The organism is Pseudomonas onubensis (genome assembly GCF_965653655.1).
In the GTDB taxonomy this organism is placed as follows: Bacteria; Pseudomonadota; Gammaproteobacteria; order Pseudomonadales; family Pseudomonadaceae; genus Aquipseudomonas.
The window spans coordinates 123578-141119 of sequence record NZ_CBFHAZ010000003.1 but is presented as its reverse complement, the minus strand read 5'-3'; the positions used below and the strand labels follow the sequence as shown (position 1 = coordinate 141119).

Sequence of the window (17542 nt, the reverse complement as noted above, 5' to 3'; positions counted from 1 at the left end):
CCCGCTCCCACATTTTGATCGCTGTTCACATGTAGTTTGCAGTGCTGCAAATTACTCGATGAAAGTGACCACACCACCCGCCAACGACTTCACCCGCGCCAGCGACTCAACTCGATAACCCTGCGCATCCAGCTCCGCACGGCCACCCTGGAACGACTTCTCGATCACAATCCCCAGCCCGGCCACGGTCGCGCCGGCTTGCTTGATGATCGAAATCAGCGCCTGGGACGCCTTGCCGTTGGCCAAAAAGTCATCGATCACCAGCACACGGTCGCTGCTGGTCAGGTGGCGCGGGGAGATGGCCACGGTGCTTTCGGTTTTCTTGGTGAAGGAGTACACCGTTGCCGACAGCAGGTTTTCGGTCAGCGTCAGGGACTGTTGCTTACGCGCGAAGATCACCGGCACGCCGAGGTTCAGGCCGGTCATGATCGCCGGGGCGATGCCTGAGGCTTCGATGGTGACGATCTTGGTGATGCCCGAGTCCTTGAACAGCGCGGCGAATTCGTCGCCGATCAGTTTCATCAGCGCCGGGTCGATCTGGTGGTTCAAAAAGGCGTCAACCTTGAGGACCTGATCGGAAAGCACGATGCCTTCTTCGCGAATTTTCTTGTGCAGTGCTTCCACGGAAAGCTTCCTCTAATGGCGCGGTGTGCGCCGAAAGTAGATTAAAAAGTAGTCGATTCTAGCGCTTTAACATCGCGCGTATGTCCGCCAAGGCGGTGTTGCCGCGAACGGCCTTCACCTCGGTCGGGGTGTCGTCATTGCCTTCCCAGGCCAGATCGTCCGGCGGCAGTTCATCCAGGAACCGGCTGGGGGCGCAATCGATGATCTCGCCGTATTGCTTGCGTTTGGCGGCAAAGGTGAAAGCCAGTGTCTGACGTGCGCGGGTAATGCCCACGTAGGCCAGGCGCCGTTCTTCTTCGATGGTGTCAGCTTCAATGCTGGAGCGGTGCGGGAGGATTTCCTCTTCCATGCCCATGATGAATACGTAGGGGAATTCCAGGCCTTTGGACGCGTGCAGGGTCATCATCTGCACACCTTCGGCGCCGTCTTCTTCTTCCTGCTGGCGCTCAAGCATGTCGCGCAACACCAGCTTGCCGATGGCGTCTTCGACGGTCATCTCGCCTTCTTCGTCCTTCTCCAGCGTGTTTTTCAACGCTTCGATCAGGAACCAGACGTTGCCCATGCGGTAGTCCGCAGCCTTGTCGCTGGAACTGTTGGTGCGCAGCCAGTTTTCATAGTCGATGTCCATGACCATGCTGCGCAGGGCGCTGATCGGGTCTTCGCCGGCGCATTGCTCGCGCACCTTGTCCATGAAGCGCTTGAAGCGCGACAGGCGATCGGTAAAGCGCGTGTCCAGGTGCTCGCCCAGGCCGATTTCGTCGGTGGCGGCATACATCGAGATCTTGCGTTCGGTGGCGTAGTTGCCGAGCTTTTCCAGGGTCGTCGAACCGATTTCCCGACGCGGCACGTTGATCACGCGCAGGAAGGCGTTGTCGTCATCCGGGTTCACGATCAGCCGGAAGTAGGCCATCAGGTCTTTCACTTCCTGGCGTCCGAAAAAGCTGTTGCCGCCCGACAGACGATAAGGAATCTGGTGGTGTTGCAGCTTCAGCTCGATCAGCTTGGCCTGGTAGTTGCCGCGATACAGAATTGCAAAATCGCTGTAGGGCCGGTCGGTACGCAGGTGCAAGGTCAGCAGCTCGACAGCCACGCGCTCGGCTTCGGCGTCTTCGTTGCGGCAGCGGATCACGCGGATCTCGTCGCCATGCCCCATCTCACTCCACAGTTGTTTTTCAAACTCGTGGGGGTTGTTGGAGATCAGCACGTTGGCGCAGCGCAGGATACGGCTTGTGGAGCGGTAGTTCTGCTCCAGCATCACCACTTTCAAGGACGGGTAGTCGACCTTGAGCAGCATCAGGTTTTCCGGGCGCGCGCCACGCCAGGCGTAGATCGATTGGTCATCGTCGCCCACCACGGTGAACTGGTTGCGCGTGCCGATCAGCAACTTCACCAGCAGGTATTGGCTGGCGTTGGTGTCCTGGTATTCGTCCACCAGCAGGTAGCGCACCTTGTTCTGCCACTTTTCGAGGATGTCGGCGTGTTCCTGGAACAACTTGACCGGCTGCAGGATCAGGTCGTCGAAGTCCACCGCGTTGAACGCCTTGAGCGTGCGCTGGTAGTGGGTGTAGACGATGGCGGCGGTCTGCTCCTTGGGGTTGCGCGCGGCTTCCAGGGCTTCGGCAGGCAGGATCAGGTCGTTTTTCCAGGCGCCGATCATGTTCTTGATCTCATCCACGCCGTCGTCGCCTGCGTATTCCTTTTGCATGATGTCGGTCATCAGGGCTTTGACGTCAGTCTCGTCAAAGATCGAGAAACCCGGCTTGTAGCCCAACCGCGCATGCTCCTTGCGGATGATGTTCAGCCCCAGGTTGTGGAAGGTACACACGGTGAGGCCCCGGCCTTCGCCACCCTTGAGCAGCGTGCCGACACGCTCTTTCATCTCGCGCGCGGCCTTGTTGGTAAAGGTCATGGCGACGATGTACTGGGCACGGATGCCGCAGCTCTGGATCAGGTGCGCGATCTTGCGGGTGATCACGCTGGTCTTGCCGGAACCGGCACCGGCGAGCACCAATAGAGGGCCGCCGACGTAGTTCACGGCTTCTTGCTGCCGGGGATTGAGTCGGGACATACAGAAATTCGGGAGTCGTTGTTCAAAAGGGCGGGCATTTTAACAGGCTGGCAAGATTCTGCTGCTTTAGAACGACGGTGTGACGTACCACTCGATCTAAATTTGCCGGTTTTGATACTTTGCCGCAGGATGTGGGCACTTGTACGACGAATGCTTGCAGCTGTCGTATTTGATAACCCTTATCATTGGTGATTATCAGGCAGCACGTCATAATGCCCGCCGCCAACACAATTTTGCAGAGTCTAGGGAGCTAGCTTGTCTACGCCTGTCGAACCCTTGCGTTTGCTGCTACTGGCCGATGAGCCAGCGTGGGCAGCGTTGTTGCGCGAGTGCCTGGCGCCGATGGGCGATGGGGCTGTGCTGGTCAGCGCGCCCAACTGGGACTCGGTGAGTCGTCTGTTCGATGACGACCACAGTGCCGTGTTATTGACCACCCCCAGCCTGCAACCCGGCCCAGGCCGTTGCAGCTTGCCGTGCATATTGCTGCTGGAGCAGGAACCGCTGGTTTCACCGTTGGGTGTGAGCGATTGGCTGGTCCTTGATTCATTGGATACCGATACATTGCGCCGCTGCCTGCGCCACGTTCGCGAGCGTGGCGTGCTGGAGAACACCCTGCAGCGCCTGGCCGAACAGGACCCGCTTACCGGTATCGCCAACCGCCAGGGTTTCCAGACCTTGCTCGCGGCGCGCCTGGCCGAAAACGAAGGCCGTGGCCTGGCCCTCGGCCATCTGGACCTCGACAACTTCCGTCACGCCAACGATGCCTTGGGCCATCAGGCTGGCGACCGCTTGATCCTGCAAGTGGTCTCGCGGCTCAAGAGCCAGCTCGAAGCCGGTGACCAACTGGCGCGCCTGGGCAGCGACGAATTCGCCCTGCTGATCGACACCCGCCGTGCGCCCCAGCGCGCCGAGTGGATGGCCGAGCGCATTACCGAAGCCATGGCCGAGCCGTATTGGGTGGACGGCGAAAGCCTGCTGATCGGCTGCAGCCTGGGCGTGGCACATGCCCGCGCCCGCGCCGGGGCCGACCCGCTGATGTGGCACGCGCACATCGCCATGCAGCAGGCCAAGAGCACCCAGGGCTGCACCTTTCACATCTTCAACGAACGCATCAACCGCAACGCCCGCAGCCTGGCCGACCTGGAGAGTGAACTACGCCGCGCCTTGCGCCGCGACGAACTGGAGCTGCATTACCAGCCGCGTCTGGATCTGGACGACGGGCATATCGTCGGCCTGGAAGCCCTGGTGCGCTGGCGCCACGGCGAGCGTGGCCTGTTGCCGCCCAGTGAGTTCGTGCCCTTGGCCGAACAGAGTGGCCTGATTGTGCCATTGGGTTACTGGGTGATCTCGCGTGCCTTGCGCGACATGCAAGACCTGCGCGAACGCGGGCTGCCGGCGTTGCACATGGCGGTCAACCTGTCGTTTCGCCAGTTTCAGGACAGCCAGCTGCTTTCCACATTGAGCCGGCTGATTACCGAGCGTGGCGTGGAGGCGCAGTGGCTGGAGTTCGAGCTGACCGAAACCGCCGTGATGCGCCGCAGTGATCTGGTCAAGCAGACCATGGACGCCCTTGGCCGCCTGGGTGTGCGGTTTTCCCTGGATGATTTCGGCACCGGGTTTTCCTCGTTCGTGCACCTCAACAGCTTGCCGATTGCCTTGCTGAAGATCGACAAGAGCTTTGTCGGCGGCATGGAAGAGCGCGAAGAAAACCGCAAGCTGGTGCATGCCATGATCAACCTGGCCCACAACCTCAACCTGGAAGTGGTGGCCGAGGGCGTGGAAACCCCTGAACAGCTGGCGTTGTTGCGGCTGTTTGGGTGTGATCAGGCCCAGGGTTACCTGATCAGCAAGCCGTTGCCGTTGCCGGAGCTGGTGGAGTATTTGACGTTCGGCAAGAGCCAGCAGGCGCTGCTGGGCTGAAGGATGTAAACCCAAGGCTTTTACTCTGTCTGTGCGGCATGAAATGCAGGATGTATTTCCGGCTCCTGCCGAATCATCCGCTTCATCTTCGCCTCAAACGCCCAGGTCAGGCTGACTGCCGCGCAGGCCAAGCCCAGCGCTAAACCCCACCAGACACCGGTCGGCCCCCAACCTAGCGTGAACGCCATCAGCCACGCCGACGGCGCGCCGATCAGCCAGTAACACCCGAGCCCAACCAGGAAGGTAGTCTTGGCGTCTTTAAGCCCACGAATACAGCCCATGGCAATGGTTTGCACGCCGTCGAACAATTCAAACCACGCCGCCACGGCCAACAGGCTGACCGCCAGCACGATGACATCGTGGAAAGCGGGGTCGTTATGGTCCAGAAACAGCCCGATCAGCGCATCGGAAAACAGCCACAGCACAACGGCAAATCCCAACATCACCAACGCGCCAAAACCGATGCCGACCCGCCCGGCCATGCGTGCCTGCAGCAATTGCCCGGCACCGTAATGCTGACCGATGCGCATGGTGATCGCATACGACATCCCCGCCGGCACCATGAACGCCACCGAAACGATTTGCAGGGCAATCTGATGCGCTGCCAATTGCGTACTGCCCATGGTGCCCATGCACAGCGCCGCGAAGGCAAACAAGCCGACCTCCACTGCATAGGTGCCACCAATCGGCAGGCCCAGGCGCCACAGCTCACGCAGGTACTGAGTGTTGAGGCGCAACAGGCCCGTGCCGAGCGGGTAGGCCGCGTAAGCGCGGTTGCTGCGGATGTACCACATCAACGCCAGGGCCATGCAATTGGCGACGATCGCCGTGACCAGGCCGATGCCCATCAAGCCGAGCTTTGGCAAACCGAACATGCCCTCGATCAGCGCATGGTTGAGCAAGTAGTTAATGACGGTGCCGCCCAGGCTGATCACCATCACCGGCGTCGCCTTGCCGATGGCGCTGGTGAAACCGCGCAAGGCCATGAAGCTCAGGTAGCCGGGCAGGGCGAAGGGCAGGATGGTCAGGAATTGCCCCGCCGCCTGCACGTTGGTTTCGGTTTGGCCGAACATCAGCAGAACTGGCTTGAGGTTCCATAGCAGCAAGCCGGCCACCAACGCCATCAGCCACGCCAGCCACAACCCGGCCTGTGTCAGCCGGGTGGCGCCTTCGATGTCTCCGGCGCCGTGGCGGATGGCGACCAGCGTGCCGACGGCGGCAATCACGCCGATACAGAAAATCGCCACAAACGAATAACTCGCCGCGCCCAGGCCGCCACCGGCCAGCGCCTCGGGGCTCAGGCGGGCCATCATCAGCGTGTCGGTCAGCACCATCAACATGTGCGCCAACTGTGAGGCAATCAACGGCCCTGACAGCCGCAGAATGGCCCAGAGTTCAGTACGCACCGGATGTTGCATGATCATCACGCTCAAAAAGTCAGAGGGTTGGGAAAGGGTTGATTCTCGGCGCTCCTGACGCATTACACAAAAGGATAAAAGCGATCACTCGCATGATTAAAACTCATGCTAGGGTTGGGCATTGCTCTGAGGAGGTTCTTCCATGCCACGCCGTCTGCCTCCGTTGTATGCCTTGCGTGCTTTTGAAGCGGCCTCCCGGCATAACTCATTCACCCGCGCGGCGGATGAGCTTTCCATCACGCAAAGTGCCGTCAGCCGGCACATCCGCACGCTCGAAGAGCACTTCGCCTGCCGCCTGTTCCAGCGCAGTGGCCGCAACCTGCAGCTCACTGAAGCGGCGCGCCTGCTGTTGCCCGGGGTGCGCGAAGGCTTCGCGGCGCTGGAGCGCGCCTGTCACACCCTGAACGCCGAAGACGACATCCTGCGCATGAAGGCGCCGTCGACCCTGACCATGCGCTGGTTGCTGGCGCGGCTCAGTCGCTTTCGCGCCTTGCAGCCGGGCAATGAGGTGCAACTGACCAGCGCATGGATGAGCGTGGACGAAGTGGACTTCAACCAGGAACCCTTCGACTGCGCTGTATTGCTCAGTTACGGGCACTTTCCGGCGGATTGGGAGGCCTGCTACCTGTTTCCCGAATTGCTGATCCCGGTGGGTGCGCCCAACCTGCTTAATGACGGGCCTTGGGATGTCTCACGCCTGGCGAGCGCCGAACTGCTGCACCCCACACCCGACCGCCGAGACTGGCGCAATTGGCTGGAGCGCATGGGGTTGTCGTCCCAGGTGTCGCTCAAGGGCGGGCAAGTGTTCGATACCTTGGAGCTGGGCATGATCGCCGCCGCGCGGGGTTACGGCGTGTCCATGGGTGATTTGCTGATGGTGGCCGAAGATGTGGCCCAGGGCCGTTTGAGCCTGCCGTGGCCGACGGCGGTGGCCAGTGGGGAAAATTACTATTTGGTATGGCCGAAAACCCGCCCCGGTGGCGAGCGCTTGCGGCGATTGGCGGAGTTTCTTCAAGGCGAAGTCAAGGCCATGGAATTGCCCCAGGTTGAACGCCTTGCCTAGCCCTTCGGTGCAATCGTTTGCGCGATGCCCTTGTGAATTGCTCAAGTATTGCCCGCGCTTGCCGAAGAAGGTGTGTTGGAACCCCCGTTTCCAGCGTTTCCCAACAGATAATTTGCCGAGCTGCGCTAAGAGATCAGGATGATCCTGGCCTCGGCCAGGAGCTGTCATGTCTCAACCTCGCGCTCGGATCGCCTCTCAGTTAGGCCTCGCCTTGGCCGTCATATTGGCGGTCGTCATCAGCGGCAGTACGGTTTTTGCCCTGCGTTCCCTCGACTCGGCCAACCTCGACACCCGCGAGGAACATCTGGCCAGCGAGGCACGCTTGCTGGCCGACCAACTCAACACCTTCCACAGCACCTTGCGCGAGAGCACTCAGCGATTGAGCGGGCTGTTTGAGAAGCGCTTTGGTGCCGGGCTGAGTGTGCGCCCGGACCAGCAAGTCGCCGTGGCCGGTGTGCAGACTCCAAGCCTGCTCCTGGGCGATGAGGTGTTGAACAACAACTTCGCAGAGGTGGACGAGTTCAAGCAGATGTCCGGTGGCGTGGCCACGGTGTTTGTGCGCAGTGGCGAAGACTTCATCCGCATCAGCACCTCCCTGACCAAACAAGATGGCAATCGCGCCATCGGGACTGTGCTGGACCACCAGCATCCGGCTTACCAGCGCCTTTTGGCCGGGCAGAATTACATCGGGCGGGCGGTGCTGTTTGATCGCTCCTACATGACCCAGTACAGCCCCGTGCGCGATGCCGCCGGCAAGGTGATCGCCGTGTTGTTTATCGGCTTTGATTACACCGATGAGCAAAAGGCCCAGTTCGACAACCTCAAGCGCTTCCGTATCGGCCAGACTGGCTCGCTTGCCTTGCTGGACGAACAGAAGCACTGGCTGGTGCCACCGGCCGGTGTGCAGGCGTTGGACCAGGCGGTCCCGGTGATGCTTGATCTGGCCAAGAGCCCAGGCAAAGGCCGCTTCTGGAGCGACAAGAACGAAGATTTCTACAGCGTCGCGGTGCCGTTCGAAGGCGGCCCGTGGTCGGTGGTGGCGAGTATGCCGAAGTCCGAAATACGTGCAGTCACCTGGGCGGTCGGCATTCGCCTGGTGATCGGCAGCGTGCTGGCGATGTTGCTGGCAGTAGGCGCGGCGGTGTGGTTGCTGCGCAGCAAATTGCAGCCTTTGAGCGACTTGGTGCGCCAGGCCGAAGCCTTGGGCGCCGGCGATTTGAGCGCACGCTTGAATGTGTCCAGCCATGACGAAATCGGCCAGTTGGCGAGCAGCTTCAACCAGATGGGTGAGGCGCTGTCGACCATGGTCTCGCATATCCGTAAAGCGGCCGAAGAGGTCAACAGCCGGGCGCAGGCATTGTCCGGCCTGTCAGGTGGTGCCTATGAGGGCATGGAGCAGCAGTCCGGCGAAATCACCAGCATGGCTGGCGCAGTGGAAGAGTTCAGCGCCACCTCGCTGAACATTGCCGACAACATGGGCAATACCGAGCGACTGGCCCAGGAAAACGCCCAGCAGACGCGTATTGGCCGCAACTCTATGCAAGAGGCGTCGTCGTCGCTGGAGCATATCGCTACCGCCCTGAACAGTACGGCCACGGTGATCAACACCTTGGGCCAGCGCTCTCAGGAAATTGGCGGGATCGTCGGTGTGATCACCTCGATTGCCGAGCAAACCAACCTGCTGGCGCTCAACGCCGCCATCGAGGCGGCGCGGGCGGGTGAACAAGGCCGGGGCTTTGCGGTGGTTGCCGACGAAGTGCGCAACCTGGCCTCGCGCACGCGCCAGGCCACCGACGAAATCTCGGTGATGATCCAGAGCATCCAGCAGGAAACCGGCAACGCCATCAGCACCATGGAGCACGGCAACGAGTTGATGCAGGAAGGCCTGTCGCGTAACGCCGACGTGGCCTCGGCCCTGGCACGCATCGACGAGCAAAGCCGTTCGGCAGGCCAGCAATTTGCTGCCATTACCACCGCGACCCAGGAGCAGAGCAGCACGGCCAACGTGCTGAGCAGCAACTTGCAAAGCATCGCATTGGCTAACAGCGAACAGCGCGAAGTGGTGTCCAACCTGGCGATTACCGCCAAGGAACTGGAAACTCTGGCGGCCGGCCTGCGGCATGAGGTCGACCGTTTTCGTTAAGGCTTAATGCTCGCCCAGGCCTGGGTCCACACGTTTGCCGATGTCCTTGAGACGCGCCAGTTGGTCGACCATCCCGGGCGCCTCGTCCATGCTGGTGACGAAGGTCCACAGGTAGGTCATGACCGCGTAGATGTGGCCGGCCTTGACCGCTGGCGACAAGGCCAACTGGCTGATCGCGACCACAAACAGCAGGGCTGCCAGCGTGCCGAGAAACAGGTACGCGGCGGCCTCGCGGTCGGACAGCCAGATGCGCAGGCGTGACAGCACGTGGTAGTGGCGACGCAAGGTCGGTGCGCCGACTTTTTCTACCAGGCCGATTTCTTTCTCCAGGCGATCATTCAGGCGCTCATGCAGTTCCTGGTTGCGCTGGGCAAAGCGTGGCAGCAGCGTCACGCACAGCAGCAGGGCGGCCAGGCACGCCAGGCCGACCCACGGCTCAATCACGATCAGCATCACCGCCGCGCCAATAATCGAGACCAGCGCCGTGGCGATAATCGGCACGTGTTTTTCAAAGAAGTCGACGAATTCGCGCGCAAGCACCACGCGGGCGGCGGACTTCGAGGTGCTGTGGTTCTGCTGGCGCTGGTTGAGAATTACCGGCACCGCAAGGTCGGCGTAGATCCGTGTAAAGGTGCGCGTATCCAGCGCCCGCCGCGCTGCGCCGACCACCCAGAACGCCATGACCACCGCGGCGTAGAACAATGCGCTGGTGGCATCGCCACGGATAATCGAGTCCACCGCAAACCCGGCAAACAGCGGGTAGGCCAGCAGCAGCGCATTTTCCAGCGCCACCAGTGACAGCGTGCAAAACAGCTTGCCGGGGTAGGCCTTGGCAATCGCCTTGAGCGTTTGGCCGGCGGACTGCTGGCCGATTTTCTTGCTTTCTTCAATCAGGATTTGCGGGGTCACGGATGACATGGGTGCACCAAAGGAGTGATAGACGCTATTATTGAGCGACTGCTCAAGTATCCTTGAGCGATCGCTCAAAAAGCAAGCGCCGCTTATCTGCCGGCGCCCGAAGGAATTGCCCATGTCGCGTATCGACCGTAAAGACCAGATTATCGCCGCCGCCCTGGAGCTGTTTCGCAGCAAGGGTTTTGCCGATGTGTCCACCCGCGACCTGGCCGAGCATGCCGGCCTGTCGCGCAGCCACGTCTATCACTACTTCAGCGACTGGAACGAACTGCGTCGCGAAGCCTTTGTGCGTTTTGCCAATGAGCAGTTGGATGAAGTGCGCGAGCCTCTGGCAGATGCGCCGCCGCTTGAGGCGCTGGTGGGTTTTTTACGTGACTGCCTGCCGAGCACCGCTGATGCCGGCTGGGCGTTGTGGCTGGATGCCTGGGACGAAGCCATGCACGACCCGCAAATGGCCCAGGCGTATCTGGTGATCAACGCGCAGTGGCAAGGCATGCTCGCCGAGGTGATTGAGCGAGGCGTGGCTGAGGGTGTTTTCCGCTGCGACTCGCCAGAACGCGCGGCCCGGCAAATCTTCGCGTTGGCGATGGGGTATGCCGATGACCTGATGCTCAAGCCGTCTGCGGAGTCTGCCGAGGCGGTGCTGGATGAGGTCCTGGAAGTGGCGCAGCTGCTGTTGGGTTTTCCCGCATAAGGCTCAACTCATTGCGGCAGGCCGATACTGCAAGGCCTCCTGCAAATGATGCCGGGCAATATGTTCAACCCGCTCAAGGTCCGCCAGGGTGCGCGCCACCTTAAGCAAACGGTGGGCCGCGCGCAGGGACAAGGTCAGCCGTTCGCAGGCGCTTTCCAGCCAGCCTTCATCAGCCTTTGCCAGTTGGCAGTGCTTGCGCAGCCCTGGCAGGTCGAGGAAGGCATTGGCGCAGCCTTGGCGTTTTTGCTGGCGCTCACGGGCCTCGGCAACCTCCGCCGAGGCTGTTGCAGTGTTGTCGCCGTCCTGTTGGAGCGGGTTCAGCGCGGTGGCTTCGCGGGCAACAGTGAGGTGCAAGTCGATCCGATCCAGCAACGGCCCCGAGAGCTTATTGCGGTAGCGCTGGATTTGCTCCGGCGTACACCGACAGCGCCCGCTGGGTTCGCCCAGGTAGCCGCAAGGGCAGGGGTTCATCGCGGCCACCAATTGAAACCGTGCCGGAAAACTCACCCGGTCGCGAGCGCGGGAGATCACGATATGCCCGGATTCGAGCGGTTCGCGCAGCACTTCCAGCACCTTGCGATCAAACTCCGGCAGCTCATCGAGAAATAGCACGCCATGATGGGCCAGGGTGATTTCCCCCGGCTGCGGTTTTGACCCGCCGCCCACCAGTGCAGGCCCGGACGCCGAATGGTGCGGCTGGCGAAACGGACGGTGCGGCCAATGGCTCAACGGCGCCAGGCTGACCACCGACTGAATCGCCGCCACTTCCAGGGCTTCCTGCTCACTCAAGGGCGGCAGCAAACCAGGCAGGCGGCTGGCGAGCAAGGTCTTGCCGGTGCCGGGTGGCCCGCTGAACAGCAGGTTGTGTGCGCCCGCCGCCGCAATCAGCAGCGCGCGCTTGGCGGCCAGCTGGCCTTGCACCTCACTCAAGTCCGGGTAAGGCTTGTTCAAGTACAGCAAGCCATCGGATTTATACGGCTCAATCGGCACAACCCCATTCAAGTGCGCCACCACTTGCAGCAAGTGGTCCACTGCAATCACTTTGAGCCCCGAGGCCAGGCACGCCTCCTCGGCATTCGCCCGGGGCACTATCACGGTGCGCCCGGCCTTGCGTGCGGCCAGTGCGGCCGGCAGCACACCTTTGACCGCCCGCACCTCACCGGACAGAGCCAGTTCCCCCAGGCACTCCACGTCATCGAGCATCAATGCCGGCACCTGCACGCTGGCGGCCAGGATGCCCAGGGCAATCGCCAAATCAAACCGCCCGCCATCCTTGGGCAGGTCGGCGGGCGCGAGGTTGAGGGTGATACGACGGGCCGGGTATTGCAGGGCGCAGTTGAGGATGGCGCTGCGCACGCGGTCCTTGCTTTCCTTGACGGCGGTTTCCGGCAGGCCCACCAAGGTAAGCGAGGGAAGACCATTGGCCATATGCACTTCGACGGTGACGGAGGGGGCTTCTACGCCAATTTGGGCACGGCTGTGGACGATGGCGAGGGACATGCTCGTTCCTTGAGTGGGAGGCCGCTTCCTGCGGGCTTTTCAAGGGTAGACGAGGTGGGGAGGAGCGAAACGGGGGAGTGTTTACAGAACGTATCCAAAGAGCGATGTAAAAACACATGTGGGAGCTGGCTTGCCTGCATAGCGGCAATGAATCCGACACCGCTATCGCAGGCAAGCCAGCTCCCACATGGACCGGGTTTATTCCGCAGCGGGTGGCGTCAATTAGGTTTCCAGCTCCGCCGCGGTGCTCTCCAGCTGTGTACGCAGGCGGGTCAGCTAGTGGTTACTCTCACAGAGGTAGACGGACGCGTTCTCGCTCTCGTACCATTTCCTGTAAGCGCAATTGGATATCTGCGTACAATGTGGCCTCCATATTTTCGTGATCCGTCACGGTTACGACTAGTGAATAACTCTCGCGCTCCTCACAATGCACGGTACCCCAATCACGGTCGTTTCGTGTGACAACGACGAACCACTTAGTATTGGGTTGCAATTGTTTAAATGTCCATGTGCTAGCTTGGACAGTACCCTTGTCGCGAATAGTGGTAGAAATCGATCTTCGCTCTCCATCTATCGTATCGCTTACAGGCTCGTGATCATCTTGTATGTCGTGATTGAAGTGTTTTTGGACGTCATCAAGTGAGCTTCCACGCACTAGTCTAAAGAACATTCGCGTAGCCAAATATTCGATACGTGTAGTTCTAACGGGTGGTGAGAAGGCAAGTGAGACTTTCAGTTCGCGGGTTGAACGTTTACTTCTTAGGAAATTTGATGGCAATGGAAGTTCAAAAAATTGATGTGAATTGTTCTCTATCGTTTCTTCAGCCATTAGAACAACGGCAGCGTCACTGGAACGGTAAAGAATATCGTCGTCAATCTTTCCGTATCCGCAGACTTCTCTAGGCAATTCGCGCCAGCCATGTTCTTTTCTATACTGTTCTCGCCAAGATTCAGGGAATGTTGATATACAGCTGTTTGGTATGCGAGCATGGTTAATCAGTATTGCTCTTAACGTATTGGCGGTTGCATTTGGATACTCTGTAGCTAATCGTGCTGCCAAATAGGTAACATATGGAGCAGCGAAACTAGTTCCTGACATTTCCGAGAGGAGTGTCCTACCGACGAAGTTATGGTTCAGCGTTAAAACACCTAGTCCTGATGGAATTGATTTCCATTGTTCATCTTTGCGGCGCATCGTTGTTGCGATATTACCGCCTATAGCAATGACCTCTGGCTTAAGGGCTCCACGAACTGAGGGTCCATGCCTGGTGAAAGGAGAAGGTTGATCCTCTGATGCAGGGCAGAGTTCGTTAATTTCAGGATAGCGCTGAGCATTCGTTGTGGCAGTGTGCTTAGCTAAGCTTCCAACGGTAAGCACATTCATCGCTGGCGCGGGATCAATAATGGTTGATTGAACACACATTAAGTAGTCGGGGTACTCTTCTCTCCAGCTTTTTATGGGTATTGGTGGGTTTTCTGAACCCGAAAAATTACCCGAAGATACAATAAAAAGAATGCCATATTTCCTCGATAGTTGATCCAAAATATAAGCCATTCCACGGACGTGGCGATTGTTGTAGGGGGCGTTTAGATTTCCTATGGAGAGGTTGAATATTTTGCAGTCATATTCCACAGCAAAATATTGAATCGCGGTGTCTAGTGTTCTCTCTATGGTATTTATATCAAATATTGGCTCGCCGGTATGCTCGTCATGTTTAAGGATTTTCCCACTAAGTATCCAAGCCGAAGGTTGCCAATATCCGCTTGTTATACATTCCTCTAGATTTCCATAAGCGGCGATGCCTGCTACAGCTGTACCGTGGCCTGATATGTCTTCGGGTGATTCCCCGTCAATGAAACTCACGGCCTCACCAATACAGGATTTTAGCAGTGGGTGATTTGTATTCACTCCGCTATCCAATATGCATATATTGGGGCTTCCATTCGGCGGCGGAGGTATTGAGGTTGGTATTTCATTGATGTCTAGGTCAAGAGTTTTGAAATCTATGCCGGTCCTTGGTGGGAGGTCAACTAGCCTAACATCTTGATGAGATAGAAGAAGGTTTGCTTGAGTCAAGTTGACATCTACCCTGTACATCAGGAGGCTATCCAAATTCACCTTATCTGATATGCCAATGCTATTTTTAGCTAGCCATTTATCAAATAAGTCGATAAGGCGAGTTCGCTCAGGATGTTGGGGGTATTGAATTGGCCATAGCTCAATATCTAGCTTGAAGCGTTCTGAGGTGGGAAGTCCAAACGAATTAATTGCCCAGCTCTTACGGTCTTCGGACGTCCAATTGTCGATCCCGTCTAATGCTTCTAATATCGACCTATAAGACATATTGTCATCATTTATGCCAAGCCGAGCTAGGTGGTCAGCAAATTCTGCTAACCCTTTTTCTGAGGCAAATACGATACAGATGTTATTGTCTTCTTGACTTACAAATTCGACTCCGTGCTTTTTCATTTTTGTAAAGTCAAACATGCCGGAATATCGTATTTTCAATACTAAGCGGCTGTCATCTGACCTTGGTTGTAAACGCGAGCTGGCGATGGCATTTCTTAATCCTACCCCCAGTTTTTGCCCGTGAATCCGTATATCCCCGCGCTCGGGTTTCGGGGGGTTAAATTGCCGTGTTCGCCTATCATTAGTTAGATTTTCTTTAGAGATAGGCAGATGTTTATAGTCTTGAGGCATCCTTGCGCATCCTGGTTTTAATTATTGTCGAGACTCTCGATCTTTTGCATGCTCAATATCATTGATCGATAGAAATTCATTGTTGCGCAAGATCATTCGTTTTATTGCTCGCCTGCAAATTCTTTCTATGTCCGCACCACTTAGGTTTTCGAATAATTCTATAATTTCGGGTATGTCGACTTCAAATTGCCTACGGACTCCGCGTAGCTTAAGCTTAAGAATTTTTGTTATTGTTTCTTTGTTGGGTAGTCCAAACTCTATCGAATCATCAAATCTGCGCCATATAGCAGAGTCAAGTATGTGCTCATGGTTGGTAGCTGCTACGATTATGCTTTTTCCGTCATAGGAATCGATCATTTGTAGCACTGCATTTACTACTCTGCGTAGCTCCCCGTGATCGGAGTTGTCACTGCGCTCTTTGCCTAAAGCATCAAACTCATCAAAAAGTACTATCAGTGGCGTCGAGCTAATATAGTCGAATATCTTGCGCAAGTTTGTAGCGGTTTCGCCAAGATACGATGAGACTAGTGTGTCTAGACGAACTACTGCAAGCGGCATGTCTAATTCGAATGCGATGATTTCCGCTGTTAGAGTTTTTCCGCATCCCGGAGGGCCAAAAAATATCACTTTGTTAGAAGGCTGCATTCCGTATGATCTAAGTACATCACTACGGCGATGTTCTTCTAAAAATTCTTCGATCATGCCGATCTTGTTTTTTGGTAAAACAAGCTCATCCAGCGATCGTTTAGGCGTGCTGATATCAAGTAACGGTAGGCCGCGCTCTTTGTCTACCGGAACAGGCCCGATAAGTCGTGAACTCGACGGGAGCACCATCGGTGATGAGCTGGAATACAGTATTTTTTCCAGATCATTGGCTAATAAATGATGTTGTTTCTGCCTTTCTTCTTCAATAATGGCTTCAGAAGCACGGTGGAAGTCATCCTTGTTTCCTGCAGTTCCAGCTTTTATGAGCTGTCTGAGTATTTTCCCGCTTGCCATGTTTTCACCCAATTGTCGAATTGGTTGAGCCGTCTGGAATGGACGGTTATGTTTTCTTCAACCAATCTAGACGAGTCGCAAGACTCGTCTATTGAATATTTCTAATAGTGATGAGTCTGACACAGGATCGCAGCCATTGTCCCTAGGACCCGATCAGATACCTGTAAACAATTATTCTAGCTGGTATGGCCGCCGCCGCCGCCGCCAGATCCATTTCCACCAGGTAGGCGCTTGGGGCTTCCCGGGGCTTTCTGGCGAAGGAAGCATGTGCGGCACATCTTGCAACTTGATCCATGCTTGATTATTCCAGTGCAGAAGACTGAGGGACATTTGAGGCCATTTTATTAGGCTGAGTGCTGGACGCTCATAGCAGGCAGTTGTTTTTGCGTCCCTTAGGGCAGGGATCACATCATGGGTCAACCATTCACGAAGGCTTCGATATTCAGGACAGTAGTGGTAAACCAGCAGCGCATAGATGCCGGATTCGCTGATCAGTAGCGTCCGTTCAACGGCACCATGATGGAGCACCTTGCGGTACTGACGTTGATCCGGATCAAGCTTACGCAACGCTCGCTCATCCAAATAAAGCCTCAGCAACCGACCCAAATCACGTGCGCTGAACCAAGCTTGGTTCTCCAACAAAAGCGCATGAAGGTGCAGATTGTGCCGCGTAAACACATGAGGAATGAGGTGATCGTCTTCCATGGTGCAGTACCCATATTCGCTTGAGAGGACTGCCGTTTACCGTCGCCAAACGATAAGGGTGGCAGCTGCGTGCGGGTTGGCGAGCCGGTGCAAGCGAATACCGGCAGACCCTGAGGTCTCCCACACGCAGCCGCCATAAAACGAGCCGGGGCTAATGCCCGGTATCGGATGGTGGACGCTGTGCGTCGCAAGCTTTCCGGGTCGCCAAACCCAGCGCTGAATGTTCAGCAGCGAGCAGCCTAAAGAGATGGGGCGTGGCGATGCTATCGGAAAGCGTCAGCGCATGTCGTAGGAAGATTCCTGAAGATATTCGCTGGAAGACGATAGCAGGAAGGCCATTGCAGCCTTCCCATCAGTTTCAAAAAATCTGTTTATTCAGCAGCAGGTGGCGCCAACCGCGCTTCCAGCTCTGCCACCTTCGCTTCCAGGCTCTCCAGCCGCGCACGGGTGCGGGCCAGTACGACCATTTGGCTGTCAAACTCTTCCCGGCTCACCAGGTCGAGTTTGCTGAAGCCGCTTTGCAGCAAGGCCTTGAACTGGCTTTCGATTTCGTTGCGGGGCAGCGGGGTTTCGCCGCTGAACAGGCGAGAGGCGTGGCCGCTCAGGGCGTCGAGGAGGTCTTTGGGCGCGAGCATGGGAAATATTCCGGAAAACTGTTGGCCGGCAGTGTATCACGCAGCGTCTATAGTCTTTTTCACGGCCGCGAGCGCACGCTTTTCGCGCAGGGGGTCGGGCGGCTACGCACTGTTTTTGTGCGCATTGGCGCCGCCAAAACGCCCCGCAGGTGGGCAT

The 17542-nt window shown here is 57.6% G+C and carries 13 protein-coding genes; 4 read left to right on the top strand and 9 right to left on the bottom strand.

What is annotated here, in order from left to right; translation table 11 throughout:
• Window positions 1-51: 51 nt before the first annotated feature.
• Window positions 52-624, bottom strand: coding sequence for a xanthine phosphoribosyltransferase (locus ACTD9P_RS02395; protein ID WP_003195447.1), 573 nt, complete (start codon window positions 622-624; stop codon window positions 52-54).
• Between the two features lie 58 nt (window positions 625-682).
• Window positions 683-2692, bottom strand: coding sequence for a DNA helicase Rep (rep, locus tag ACTD9P_RS02390; protein ID WP_438866522.1), 2010 nt, complete (start codon window positions 2690-2692; stop codon window positions 683-685).
• 255 nt (window positions 2693-2947) lie between these two features.
• Here rep and ACTD9P_RS02385 point away from each other — a divergent pair, with 255 nt between their 5' ends.
• Window positions 2948-4612 (top strand): putative bifunctional diguanylate cyclase/phosphodiesterase, encoded by a 1665-nt coding sequence (locus ACTD9P_RS02385; protein ID WP_438866521.1) that lies wholly within the window; start codon window positions 2948-2950, stop codon window positions 4610-4612.
• Window positions 4613-4632: 20 nt separating this feature from the next.
• Here the strand turns inward: ACTD9P_RS02385 and ACTD9P_RS02380 are convergent, their stop codons facing one another.
• Window positions 4633-6036 (bottom strand): NorM family multidrug efflux MATE transporter, encoded by a 1404-nt coding sequence (locus ACTD9P_RS02380; protein WP_438866520.1) that lies wholly within the window; start codon window positions 6034-6036, stop codon window positions 4633-4635.
• Window positions 6037-6172: 136 nt separating this feature from the next.
• On the opposite strand from ACTD9P_RS02380, the gene ACTD9P_RS02375 reads away from it, so the two are divergent.
• Window positions 6173-7093 (top strand): LysR substrate-binding domain-containing protein, encoded by a 921-nt coding sequence (locus tag ACTD9P_RS02375; protein WP_438866519.1) that lies wholly within the window; start codon window positions 6173-6175, stop codon window positions 7091-7093.
• A gap of 166 nt (window positions 7094-7259) precedes the next feature.
• Entirely contained in the window at window positions 7260-9236 is a 1977-nt protein-coding gene (locus ACTD9P_RS02370; RefSeq protein ID WP_438866518.1) for a methyl-accepting chemotaxis protein, read from the top strand.
• Between the two features lie 3 nt (window positions 9237-9239).
• On the opposite strand, the gene ACTD9P_RS02365 is transcribed toward ACTD9P_RS02370, so the two are convergent.
• Window positions 9240-10154, bottom strand: a complete 915-nt coding sequence (locus ACTD9P_RS02365; protein WP_200432390.1) for an ABC transporter six-transmembrane domain-containing protein — start codon at window positions 10152-10154, stop codon at window positions 9240-9242.
• Between the two features lie 112 nt (window positions 10155-10266).
• On the opposite strand from ACTD9P_RS02365, the gene ACTD9P_RS02360 reads away from it, so the two are divergent.
• Complete coding sequence (locus ACTD9P_RS02360) at window positions 10267-10845, top strand: TetR/AcrR family transcriptional regulator (protein WP_138813329.1); 579 nt, start codon at window positions 10267-10269, stop codon at window positions 10843-10845.
• Between the two features lie 3 nt (window positions 10846-10848).
• Here ACTD9P_RS02360 and ACTD9P_RS02355 read toward each other — a convergent pair whose 3' ends face one another.
• From ACTD9P_RS02355 to ACTD9P_RS02335, 5 genes are all read right to left on the bottom strand, one after another.
• Window positions 10849-12345 carry a YifB family Mg chelatase-like AAA ATPase gene (locus ACTD9P_RS02355; protein ID WP_438866517.1) on the bottom strand — a complete coding sequence of 499 codons (1497 nt, stop codon included), beginning with the start codon at window positions 12343-12345 and terminating at the stop codon, window positions 10849-10851.
• 289 nt (window positions 12346-12634) lie between these two features.
• Window positions 12635-15046, bottom strand: a complete 2412-nt coding sequence (locus ACTD9P_RS02350; RefSeq protein WP_438866515.1) for a S8 family peptidase — start codon at window positions 15044-15046, stop codon at window positions 12635-12637.
• Between the two features lie 21 nt (window positions 15047-15067).
• Complete coding sequence (locus ACTD9P_RS02345) at window positions 15068-16045, bottom strand: AAA family ATPase (RefSeq protein ID WP_438866514.1); 978 nt, start codon at window positions 16043-16045, stop codon at window positions 15068-15070.
• 171 nt (window positions 16046-16216) lie between these two features.
• Window positions 16217-16750, bottom strand: a complete 534-nt coding sequence (locus ACTD9P_RS02340; RefSeq protein WP_438866513.1) for a BRO-N domain-containing protein — start codon at window positions 16748-16750, stop codon at window positions 16217-16219.
• Between the two features lie 371 nt (window positions 16751-17121).
• Complete coding sequence (locus ACTD9P_RS02335) at window positions 17122-17385, bottom strand: accessory factor UbiK family protein (RefSeq protein ID WP_438866512.1); 264 nt, start codon at window positions 17383-17385, stop codon at window positions 17122-17124.
• Window positions 17386-17542 lie beyond the last annotated feature (157 nt).